We start from the raw sequence: 11,788 nt of genomic DNA, 5'->3' as shown, positions 1-11,788 counted from the left end.
TTTATTCTCTCTATATGATTTCACTTTCTTTTAATGATTGATTCAGCAATGATTAAATCTTCAGGAGTCGTTATTTTTATATTTATGTAATCACCCATTACAATCGATACTGCTTGACCTGTTCTTTCCATAAGGCTAGCATCATCTGTTCCTAAATAACCTTCTTCTATAGCTTGATTATGGGCATTTAAAATCAAATCTAGCTCAAAAGCTTGTGGGGTTTGAATTCCCCATAAATTAGAGCGATCAAGAGTATGACTGACAACTCCATCTCTAACCACTTTAATCGTATCTTTCAAAGGAACACCCAAGGTTGCTGCACCAGTACGATTTGTGGCTTGTATTAGTTCTTCTATACTAGTATGTGACACAAACGGGCGGGCACCATCATGGACAAGCACATAGTTTTCTTTATGGCATGCTTTTAAACCGTTATAAACACTATTTTGTCTTTCAGCACCACCATAAACCAATTGTTTCACTTTCGTTATTTTATACTTATGTATTAGTTCTTCAAATTCATTTCTTTCCATTTTATTAATCACAAGGATAATACCAGAGCATAGTGAATGATTTTCAAATACTCTTAACGTATGTATAATAAGCGGGATTTCATTAACCTCTAAAAATTGTTTGTTTTTCCCAGCATTCATTCGTTTGCCTTGACCAGCTGCTGGTATGACAACTTGATAATTCATTTGAAGTGACTCCTTTAAAAGTTCATTTAAAAACATGCATACAAACATAATAAGAGATTACTCATCATATGTAAAACAGCCCATGAACATTAAATATGCTGTTCATGGGCTGTTCACTGCACTTTATAGTCATTAATCACAAATAATGATCTTCTATGAGAAATGGTAAAGCCGCTTTCTATAATGCTTTTTCTAATAGCTTAGGCTTGGCAAAAATCATTCGTCCTGCTGAGGTTTGAAGAACACTTGTTACTAATACCTCAATATGCTTTCCGATATAATTTCGGCCATCCTCCACAACGATCATTGTACCATCGTCTAAATAAGCAACACCTTGATTATGTTCTTTACCATCTTTAATCACTTGAACCTTCATTTCTTCACCAGGAAGAACAACTGGTTTCACCGCATTAGCTAAATCATTAATATTTAACACATGAACTTTTTGAAGTTCACATACTTTATTTAAATTAAAGTCATTTGTTACAACAACACCTGAAGTTAACTTCGCAAGTTTTACCAACTTACTATCAACTTCCTGTATTTCCTCAAAATCACCTTCATATATTTCCACATTAATTGAAAGCTCTTTTTGGATTCTATTAAGGATATCTAATCCTCTTCGTCCTCTATTTCTTTTTAACACATCAGAAGAGTCAGCTATATGTTGTAGCTCTTCTAAAACAAATTGCGGGATTACTATTGTGCCCTCTAAAAAGCCGGTTTGACATATATCAGCAATCCGCCCATCTATAATCACACTTGTATCTAAAATTTTAAGCTTTTTATCCTCATGTTCATTTTCATCATCAGCCATACCCTTTTTCTTACCAATTTTATTAGGTACGGTAAATAAATTAACAAGCTCATCTCTTTTCTTAAACCCTACCTGGAAACCTAAATAACCAAGTAATAGTGTAAGGAAGATTGGGATGATTGTATTAAACACCTGATATTGTATATCTTTTAATGGGATAACAATAAGAAAAGCTACTATAAGACCGAATATTAAACCTAGACTCCCAAATAATACATCTGTAACAGGTGCTTTTACTACAGCTTCTTCTAAAACCTTTATCCAGTTTACTACATAATCAACTAACCAAAATGTTGCGACAAAAAATATTATTGCACCTAGTACCGCTAACGTATAAGGTGTATTAATAAAAGGTATGTCCTGCATATTTAATAGTTCAAGCAATTCTGGTATGAATAGAATACCTAGCATTCCACCCACACTTAGGAATAATAGTTGGATTATGCGTTTAATTAACATACCTTCACCTCCTTTTTAGGTTATAACTACTTTATCCTAATTTAGTTATTTATAAAATAGATATTTAAAAATGTAAATAGATTGACATAAGACTGTAATTTCAAATGACAGTAAAAACAATTATAATATACCCTATTTTCGCCAGCTTAAAACAATATTATGAAAAGTTTCACAGTAATTTAAAATTATATGGTGCGATCAATCAGGAGCTGTTCTTTAAGTCTTTTAAGGCCATCCTTAATTTTCCTCGCTCTAACTTCACCTATACCATCTACATCATCTAACTGTTCTACGGATGCCTGCAAGATAAGTTTCAAATTTTTATATTTTGTCACTAAATTTTCGATAATAATGGAGGGAAGTCTAGGAATTTTATTTAGTGTTCGATATCCTCTAGGCACCACAGGACTATCAATGTTAGTAAATGAAGAGTGTCCTAATAACTTAAATAACACAGAATCATCTAATAGCTCAAAGCTAGATAAATCTTGTAATTGTTTAATGATTGGGTAAGGATCAACAGATTTGTCACTTGCATAATCTTTAATCAATAATGCTGCCTCTCCTTCTAAGCCTGTAAGAAGTTCAGCCAGCTGTAGCCTAATTAAATGTCCCTCTGCTCCAAGCTCATTAACATAATCATTTATTTCATCCTTGATTCTTAACACCATTTCAAAGCGATGTAATACTTGTAAAACTTCTTTAAATGTTACAAGTTCTTCGAGCTCTAGTGCGCCTAATATTTTTATTGATTGATCAAGGACAATTTTATATTTCTCTAACGTTTGAATAGCTTGATTTGCCTTTGTTAAAATAACACCTATATCTCTTAATGCATACCTTAATTCTCCATGATATAAAGTGATCACATTTCTTCGTTGGGAAATGGCAATAACCAAATTTCCAGTTTGTTTAGCAACTCGTTCTGCTGTTCGATGTCTCATCCCTGTTTCAGAAGAGTAAATAGTAGGATCTGGAACTAATTGTGCATTTGCATACAGTATCTTATGACCAGAATCACTTAATACAATTGCACCATCCATTTTAGCTAATTCATAAAGGTGAGCAGATGAAAAGGAACATTGAATTGAAAAACCACCATCAATTACTTTTTTCACCTCTTCATTATGACCTACTACGATTAACCCACCTGTTTTTGCTCTAAGGACATTTTCAATTCCTTCTCTAATCGGTGTACCTGGTGCAACAAATTGCAGGATCTCATTTAAGGTTTTTTCTCCAGTCTTGCTCTCTATGTCAGTCATCGATCTGTTAACCCCCTAATGTTTTTTGAAGGGCCTCTGCAACATTTTTTACTCCTACAATTTCAATATCTGCTGGTGGGTTCCATCCTCCTATATTTGCTTCCGGAATAATTGCCCTCTTAAAGCCCAATTTTGCAGCTTCCATGACTCTTTGTTCAATTCTAGAAACTCTTCGAACCTCTCCAGTAAGCCCAACCTCACCGATGATGACATCTGTTGGCTTTGGTGGGGCATCCTTAAAGCTTGAAGCAATACTTACAGCAATAGCTAAATCTATGGCAGGCTCATCAAGCTTCACTCCACCAGCAACCTTTAAGTAAGCATCTTGATTTTGTAATAAAAGTCCTACACGCTTCTCTAACACAGCCATAAGCAATGGAACTCGATTATGATCAATTCCAGTGGCCATCCGCCTAGGATTACCAAAGCTTGTCGGTGATATTAATGCCTGTATTTCAACCAACACCGATCTTGTACCTTCCATAGATGCAACTACAGTAGAGCCTGCTGCACCCTTTGATCTTTCTTCAAGGAAAATTTCAGAAGGATTTTCAACTTCCTCAAGACCTGATTCCTTCATTTCAAAAATTCCCATTTCATTTGTTGAGCCAAAACGGTTTTTAACAGCTCTTAATATACGATAAGTATGATGCCTTTCACCTTCAAAATAAAGGACTGTATCAACCATATGCTCTAAAATCCTTGGACCTGCAATAGAGCCCTCTTTTGTCACATGACCAACAATGAAAATAGCGACGCCCTTTGTTTTTGCTATTCTCATAAGTTCAGCTGTTGACTCTCTAACTTGTGATACGCTTCCTGGTGCTGAGCTAATTTCACTATGAAATACGGTCTGAATTGAATCCACTACAACAAAAGAGGGATTTACTTCTTCAATTGCTTTTGAGATAAAACTTAAATCCGTTTCAGACAAAACTAGTAATTTATCAGACTTTACTCCAAGACGATCTGCTCTAAGCTTTGTTTGCTTAACAGATTCCTCACCTGATATATATAAAACATCATTACCATTATCAGCTAATTGAGAAGACACCTGTAGCAGTAATGTTGATTTCCCAATACCTGGATCTCCCCCAATTAAAACTAAAGATCCCTTTACAATTCCACTACCTAACACTCGGTTAAATTCTTCTGAATTTGTGAATATTCTAGGCTCTTGAGCGGTCTCGATGCTTGTGATTGGAGAGGGTTTTTGTAAGGTTTGACTGGAATGTGCAAAAACAGCTCTACGTGAAGATGCCGGTTTAGATATTTCCTCTGTCATCGTATTCCATTCACCACAACCAGGGCATTTGCCCATCCATTTAGGTGATTCATAACCACATGATTGACAGATAAATTTTACCTTTGTTTTAGCCATTAAATAGTTCCTCTCTTATTAGATTAGCAAGTAGACAAGTTGTTTATGATACTTATCCTGTAATTATATTTAAATAATGTAAAATAACATATGTAAGATTTAGATAAATGTCTGATTTAAATAAAGAAAGCGAGGCACACAATTCTTGTATGCCTCAACTTCTTTCTTAACTCTATATAATTTTTTTTATTATTGTTTTACTTCTTCTTTTTCAGTTGTTCTAACGATAAACTCACCATCTTCAACATCTAAAACAATTTTTTGACCTTTGTTTATTGTTCCTTTTAATAGCTCTTCAGATAAACGGTCTTCAACATTTTTCTGAATAGAGCGACGTAAAGGTCTTGCACCATATTCTAGATCCACACCTTCGTCAGCAATTTTTTCTTTTGCTGAATCAGTAAGCTCTAGTGATAATTCTTGTTCCTTTAATCTCTTAGTTAATTGATCTGACATAAGAGAAACAATTTCTTTTAAATGTTTCTTTTCTAATGCATGGAATACGATAATTTCATCGATACGGTTAATGAACTCAGGTCGAAATGCCTTTTTCAACTCATTCATTACCTTACCTTTCATATCTTTATGGTTTTGTGTTTCATCTTGAATATTGAAACCAACATATTTATTTCTCTTTAATTCACTTGCTCCAACATTAGAAGTCATAATTAAAATAGTATTTCTAAAGTCTACAGTTCGGCCTTTAGAATCTGTTAAACGTCCATCTTCTAATACTTGTAATAATATATTAAATACGTCAGGATGAGCTTTTTCAATTTCATCTAAAAGAACAACTGAATATGGCTTTCTTCTAACCTTTTCAGTTAATTGTCCACCTTCTTCATAACCAACATATCCTGGAGGTGACCCTACTAGACGAGATGTTGAGTGCTTTTCCATGTATTCAGACATATCAATTCGAATCATGGAATCCTCATCACCAAAAATTGATTCTGCAAGTGCTCTAGCAAGTTCTGTTTTACCAACACCAGTTGGTCCTAAGAATACAAATGATCCAATTGGTCGCTTAGGATCCTTAAGTCCTGCACGTGCACGACGCACTGCTTTAGCAACAGCTACAACAGCTTCTTCTTGACCAACTACTCTTGAATGTAGAAGACTTTCCATGTTGAGCAATTTATCTGTTTCAGTTTGTGCTAGTCTTGAAACAGGAACACCAGTCCAGCTTGATACAACCAATGCAATATCTTCAACAGTTACTTCTGTGTTTTCCTGTCCTTGTTTTTCTTTCCATGTTTTCTTCGTTTCTTCTAGCTGTTCACGTAAACGCTGCTCAGTATCTCGTAATGATGCAGCTTTTTCAAATTCTTGACTTTGTACTGAAGCATCTTTCTCATTACGTATTTCCTCTAGCTTGTGCTCAAGCTCTTTTAAATTAGGTGGTGTTGTGAATGAGCGTAAGCGAACCTTTGAACCTGCTTCATCTATTAAATCAATTGCTTTATCTGGTAAAAAACGATCAGAGATATATCGATCAGATAACTTAACGGCCGCATCAATAGATTCATCTGTAATGGAAACTCTATGGTGAGCCTCATATCGATCTCTTAGCCCTTTTAAGATTTGAATGCTTTCATCTACTGTTGGTTCATCAACTTGAATTGGTTGGAATCTTCTTTCTAACGCAGCATCTTTTTCAATGTATTTTCTATATTCATCTAGAGTTGTTGCACCAATACACTGTAGTTCACCTCTAGCTAATGATGGTTTTAAAATATTTGATGCATCAATTGCTCCCTCTGCTCCACCAGCACCAATTAATGTATGAAGTTCATCAATAAATAGAATGATATTACCTGCTTGTCGGATTTCATCCATAACCTTTTTAAGGCGATCCTCAAACTCCCCACGATATTTGGTACCTGCAACAACTGTACCCATATCAAGAGTCATTACTCGTTTGTCACGTAAAATTTCAGGAACCTCATTTTGTACGATTTGCTGTGCTAACCCTTCAGCAATTGCTGTTTTACCAACACCTGGTTCACCAATTAATACAGGATTATTTTTTGTGCGTCGGCTTAGCACTTCAATTACACGTTGAATTTCTTTACTTCTTCCGATAACAGGATCTAAGCTTCCTTCTCTTGCAATTACAGTTAAATCTCTTGCTAAACTATCTAGTGTAGGTGTATTCGCATTTGTCATACTTCCACCTTGGTGGTTTGCAGAAGATTCATTACTTCCTAATAATTGAAGAACCTGCTGTCTTGCTTTATTTAAACTTACACCTAAGTTATTTAATACCCTAGCTGCAACTCCTTCACCTTCACGAATAAGTCCTAATAAAATATGCTCAGTTCCAACATAAGAGTGTCCAAGCTTTCTAGCTTCATCCATAGATAATTCAATAACCTTTTTTGCTCTAGGAGTGTAGTGAATTGTTTGAGAAGCATCTTGACCTCTTCCGATTAATCCTTCAACTTCTTTTTGGATTTTTTCAGGTCCTAAGCCTAATGCAATTAATGCTTTAGCAGCAATGCCTTCACCTTCACTAACTAGACCTAGAAGAATATGTTCAGTACCAATATTGTTGTGCCCCAAACGAACTGCTTCCTCTTGTGCTAAAGCAAGTACCTTTTGAGCGCGTTCAGTAAATCTTCCAAACATCATAATTCATCATCCTCCATCCGATTATTACTTTCCTTCTCTAAGTTCAATCTTTCTCTTATTAATGCTGCACGCCTAATATCTCGATCATTAGGTCTCAATGGACCTCCGAAATACTGTTGAAGAAATCCTGGCTGTGTTAACACCATCAACTCATTTAAAATATTACGAGAAATATCTTTTATAATGCCTAAATCAATGCCTAGCCGTACATCAGATAAACATTTTGCTGTCTCATTTGATTCAATAACCCTGCTGTAAGCTAACGTTCCAAAAGAACGATATACTCGATCTTCCAGCTGAATTTGTGATGAGTCATAGAGTGCTTCCCTAGTATTTCTCTCCTGTGTAATGAGCTGTTGCACAACACTAAGTAAATCTTCTACAATATCCTCTTCTGACTTACCTAATGTGATCTGGTTAGATATCTGAAACAGATTACCTACAGCTTCACTACCTTCACCATAAATTCCTCTAACGACTAAACCTAATTGATTAATAGCAGGAATAATTCGGTTAATCTTTTGTGTGAGTACTAAAGCCGGTAGATGCATCATCACAGACGCCCTTAAGCCTGTTCCCACATTAGTTGGACAGCTTGTTAAGTATCCTCTTTGCTCATCAAAAGCATAATCAACTTCTTCTTCAATCCAATCATCAAGCTGGTTCGCGATCTTCAATGCCTCTTCTAATTGAAGACCTGGATAGAGGCATTGAATACGGATATGATCTTCCTCATTAATCATGATGCTAACCTCTTCATTTTCTGATAGTAAACAACCACCGTAAACTGAATGATCAGCAAGATTTGGGCTTATTAAATGTTTTTCTACCAACACTCTTTTTTGGATAGGCTGTAAATCATTCATTTTTAACAGCTCTAACTGCCCAATTTTTTCAAGTGTCTTATTTGCATATGTTTGTTCAAAAAAATCTAGAACCTTTTGTGCCTCTTCATCTGAAGATAAGGTTGGAAATTTATATTGTTCCATGTTACGAGCAAGACGAATTCGACTGCTTAATACAATATCAGAATCTGGACCTTCCTGGCTCATCCATGCACTCATTGCTTTACTCATGAAATTTTGGAGTGACATAATTAAGATCCCTCCTCACGAATATTACTAAGTTCTTTTTCAAGCGATCGAATCTCGTCCCTAACTTTTGCTGCTTGCTCAAACTCTTCTTGTTCTATGAAACTGTGTATTTTAGTTTTTAATTCATCAATTTTTTTACGTATATGAATGTCTCCACCACTTCTTTTAGGGATTTTCCCCGAATGGACTGTATTGCCTCCATGGACCCTCTTTAGAACAGGTGTAATATAATTTTTGAAAGTGGAATAACAATTTGAACAGCCAAATCTTCCTACCTTTTTAAATTGGTGAAGAGTCATGCTACAACAATCACACTTTGGTATATCTTCTGATTTAAAAACATTAGTTTCCTCTTTATTTGCTATACCCTGCTCCATATTAAGTAATCCTGTTAAAAGACTATTTAAAGAGAATCCAGCATTACCATTAAACATAAAAAGTTCACTGTTTTCTTTTGCACAATGTTCACAAATATGAAACTCAGTTTTTTCACCATTTATCACTTTTGTAAAGTGAAACGTTGCCGGTCTTTCATTACATTCCTGGCAAATCATTCGTCTCCCCTACCTTTACTTATATTTCAATGATGTAATCATGGCTTTAAACATTCTTGCCCTTAATTCATCTCTATGAGGAAGTTCAATATATAGGACTGAACGATCTATTACACTTAACATCAACTTAGCTTCACGGGAAGATATTACATCTTCTGTTACTAAGCGACCTATAATATCCTCAGCAGCAGCTTGGGAAAGGCGTTGACTAATCAGATGTAATATCTGATCAAGGAGATGTGCTTGGTTATTTGCTGTAACCTTAATAATCCGGATATATCCTCCGCCGCCACGCTTACTTTCAACAACATAGCCTCTTTCGATTGTAAATCTTGTATTAATAACATAGTTTATCTGTGAAGGAACACATTGAAACTTATCTGCTATTTCACTGCGTTTAATTTCTACAATTTCTTTCCCACTACCGTCCAGTACATTTTTTAGATACTGTTCAATAATGTCTGAAATATTCCTCACTCAACCTCCCCCTCACTGACTTTGACTATATTTGACTATAACCTAACTATAAATGGAACAGAGAAATTTTTCAACTTTTCTGTCCCATATTAAATATTGCCAAATTCAAGGAAAGTGAAACCTACTTAAAATATTTTTTCAACCTCATCAACTTCTACTAATACTTTCTCTAAATGTGTATGTGTAACAGAGGAAATATCAATATCTAACTGATAATAAAATGTGACATAATCATCCCTAACTTTTCTACATGATGTCATAACAACCTTGTTCGTATCAATATCAAAAGAGGTTAGCTTCTTGATAACATCATCAATCGTTGATTTATTGGAGTGAACAATAACCTTCATTTTCCTTCTTGCTTTTTTAACATACATAAATTTCTCCAGTTTATTTAAAAATATTAGCGACATCAATACTAAAGTTGTCGTGAAAATCGCTAATGTGTACATTCCAGTTCCAATAATTAAACCCAATCCAGCAACAATCCATATCGAGGCAGCAGTCGTTAATCCTCTCACTGTTGCTCCCTTCACTAAAATTGTTCCTCCTCCTAAAAATCCTATTCCACTAATAACATATGATGGAATCCTTGAAGGATCAAACTGTACTCGATTATTTCCCTCTATATAATCATCAAAACCATATAAAGATAAAATCATCATTAAACAAGATCCAATTCCTACAAGTAAATGAGTACGAAAACCTGCTGGATGATTCTTAAACTCTCTCTCCAATCCTATAACACCACATAAAATAGTTGCTATAATTATTCGTGTAAACATAACATATGTATCATGATCAATAAAATTAAGTAGATTCATTTTTTTCTCCCAGTAAAATTATTTAGAGTTTTTAATATATATATACGCATTTTGAATTGTTAAACCACAATTCTTTTAAAAAAATAAAAATTAGTTTGTTTTAAGTTCGAGCATAAGCTTTTTTTATGTTTTCCGTTTTTAATATAACCAAATTAAAAAAGCTATATATGAAAAGTAATAAAGAGTTTTAAAAAAGGAAATAGTCATCGTTAATTTATAGAGACAATGAGTCACTTATACCCTTAATTACTAATTATATTTTTACTATATATGCTAATATTTAGTGAATTGAGTTAGTTGCGTTGATACTAGGGAGTTCCTCAAACATATTTTCATTGGATTTAATGTTTAAAATAAAATGATTTCGATATATTTTTCTACACCAGAAAAGACCAGTATCTCTACTGATCTTTTCACTCATTACTTATATTCTTACTTCTCCCAGCCTCAGGCTTGTAGTGCTTTTTAATCTCTACCTTTATACATAAGCAAGGGGGAATCCCAATTAAAAGATTGTCATAGAGGTGATGAAGGACATTAGCCAGAGGAAAGCCCCAGTAAAAGGTCATCATAGAGCTGATGAAGGACATTAGCGAGGAAAAATAAATTAGCAAATGTAAATTTAGATTGTATTCTATACCACTCAACAGTCGTAAATATTGGTGGGTCTACTTTCAGAATTAAATATTACTTAGAATAAGAAGCTGTTGCTTAATTTTTGTACATTCATAAACGATTGAAATTGTACATCGCTAGCTTGACATTTAAATACATATCTAGTTCTAGCTTAATCATTACTATGATACTCTTGGTCTTTTTTAAGCACAAAAAAAGACCAGTATCTCTACTGATCTTTTCCACTCTTTACTTGGCGACGTCCTTCTCTCACAGGGGGAAACCCCCAACTACCATCGGCGCTAGAGCTTAACTTCCGCGTTCGGATCTCGGCTTGCGATAAGCGGCGAATCTCCGCGTCAGCTTGTTCATTCAGATCCTCAGGTGCCAAATACGCACATTCCGGTCTTCATTCGCTGCGCTTCCTTGACCTTCTTGCTGCTCCCAAGCCTCAGGCTAGTAGTACTTTTTAGTCTCTACCTCTTACATACATATCTTCGATATATTAAATATAATGTAAGAACATTGACTCTATTTTTTTACCTTTTTCTCCACAAAAAAAGACCAGTATCTCTACTGATCTTTTCCACTCTTTACTTGGCGACGTCCTACTCTCACAGGGGGAAACCCCCAACTACCATCGGCGCTGGAGCTTAACTTCCGCGTTCGGACCTCGGCTTGCGATAAGCGGCGAATCTCCGCGTCAGCTTGTTCATTCAGATCCTCATGCGCCAACTACGCACATTCCGGTCTTCATTCACTGCGCTTCCTTGACCTTCTTGCTGCTCCCAAGCCTCAGGCTAGTAGTACTTTTTAGTCTCTACCTCTTACATACATATCTTCGATATATTCAATATAATGTAAAGAACATTGACTCTATTTTTTACCTTTTACCTTTTTCTCCACAAAAAAAAGACCAGTATCTCTACTGATCTTTCCCACTCTTTACTTGGCGACGTCCTACTCTCAC

The 11,788-nt window shown here is 35.1% G+C and carries 9 protein-coding genes; all 9 read right to left on the bottom strand.

Translation table 11 applies throughout. The features are described 5' to 3' along the window. Positions 1-20: 20 nt before the first annotated feature. Complete coding sequence (ispD, locus tag FS935_RS20380) at positions 21-698, bottom strand: 2-C-methyl-D-erythritol 4-phosphate cytidylyltransferase (protein ID WP_146950489.1); 678 nt, start codon at positions 696-698, stop codon at positions 21-23. A 178-nt stretch (positions 699-876) separates the two neighbouring features. Then, complete coding sequence (locus tag FS935_RS20375) at positions 877-1,974, bottom strand: PIN/TRAM domain-containing protein (RefSeq protein WP_146950488.1); 1,098 nt, start codon at positions 1,972-1,974, stop codon at positions 877-879. 185 nt (positions 1,975-2,159) lie between these two features. Beyond that, complete coding sequence (gene disA / locus FS935_RS20370) at positions 2,160-3,239, bottom strand: DNA integrity scanning diadenylate cyclase DisA (RefSeq protein WP_146950487.1); 1,080 nt, start codon at positions 3,237-3,239, stop codon at positions 2,160-2,162. Positions 3,240-3,246: 7 nt separating this feature from the next. After that, complete coding sequence (radA, locus tag FS935_RS20365) at positions 3,247-4,620, bottom strand: DNA repair protein RadA (protein WP_146950486.1); 1,374 nt, start codon at positions 4,618-4,620, stop codon at positions 3,247-3,249. A 189-nt stretch (positions 4,621-4,809) separates the two neighbouring features. Further along, a complete protein-coding gene (gene clpC / locus FS935_RS20360; RefSeq protein WP_146950485.1) occupies positions 4,810-7,254 on the bottom strand; it encodes an ATP-dependent protease ATP-binding subunit ClpC in 2,445 nt (814 codons plus the stop codon). After that, positions 7,251-8,348, bottom strand: coding sequence for a protein-arginine kinase McsB (gene mcsB / locus FS935_RS20355; RefSeq protein WP_146950484.1), 1,098 nt, complete (start codon positions 8,346-8,348; stop codon positions 7,251-7,253). The genes clpC and mcsB overlap by 4 nt, the downstream gene beginning before the upstream one ends. Positions 8,349-8,350: 2 nt before the next feature. After that, positions 8,351-8,902 (bottom strand): protein-arginine kinase activator protein McsA, encoded by a 552-nt coding sequence (mcsA, locus tag FS935_RS20350; protein WP_146950483.1) that lies wholly within the window; start codon positions 8,900-8,902, stop codon positions 8,351-8,353. 15 nt (positions 8,903-8,917) lie between these two features. Next, the gene (locus FS935_RS20345; protein ID WP_146950482.1) at positions 8,918-9,379 is read right to left on the bottom strand and encodes a CtsR family transcriptional regulator; all 462 of its coding nucleotides are present in this window, start codon (positions 9,377-9,379) and stop codon (positions 8,918-8,920) included. 125 nt (positions 9,380-9,504) lie between these two features. Continuing rightward, complete coding sequence (locus FS935_RS20340; protein ID WP_146950481.1) at positions 9,505-10,203, bottom strand: MgtC/SapB family protein; 699 nt, start codon at positions 10,201-10,203, stop codon at positions 9,505-9,507. Positions 10,204-11,788: the final 1,585 nt, after the last annotated feature.

Source organism: Metabacillus litoralis (assembly GCF_007994985.1).
In the GTDB taxonomy this organism is placed as follows: domain Bacteria; phylum Bacillota; class Bacilli; order Bacillales; family Bacillaceae; genus Metabacillus; species Metabacillus litoralis.
The sequence above is the reverse complement of the archived record's forward strand: the minus strand, read 5'-3'. Positions and strand labels throughout refer to the sequence as shown.

What these genes read in the sequence shown, in the direction of transcription:
- FS935_RS20375 (WP_146950488.1), bottom strand. Translation starts at nt 1,974, where the DNA reads ATGTTAATTAAACGCATAATCCAACTATTATTCCTAAGTGTGGGTGGA.
- radA (WP_146950486.1), bottom strand. Translation starts at nt 4,620, where the DNA reads ATGGCTAAAACAAAGGTAAAATTTATCTGTCAATCATGTGGTTATGAA.
- clpC (WP_146950485.1), bottom strand. Translation starts at nt 7,254, where the DNA reads ATGATGTTTGGAAGATTTACTGAACGCGCTCAAAAGGTACTTGCTTTA.
- ispD (WP_146950489.1), bottom strand. Translation starts at nt 698, where the DNA reads ATGAATTATCAAGTTGTCATACCAGCAGCTGGTCAAGGCAAACGAATG.
- mcsB (WP_146950484.1), bottom strand. Translation starts at nt 8,348, where the DNA reads ATGTCACTCCAAAATTTCATGAGTAAAGCAATGAGTGCATGGATGAGC.
- mcsA (WP_146950483.1), bottom strand. Translation starts at nt 8,902, where the DNA reads ATGATTTGCCAGGAATGTAATGAAAGACCGGCAACGTTTCACTTTACA.
- disA (WP_146950487.1), bottom strand. Translation starts at nt 3,239, where the DNA reads ATGACTGACATAGAGAGCAAGACTGGAGAAAAAACCTTAAATGAGATC.
- FS935_RS20340 (WP_146950481.1), bottom strand. Translation starts at nt 10,203, where the DNA reads ATGAATCTACTTAATTTTATTGATCATGATACATATGTTATGTTTACA.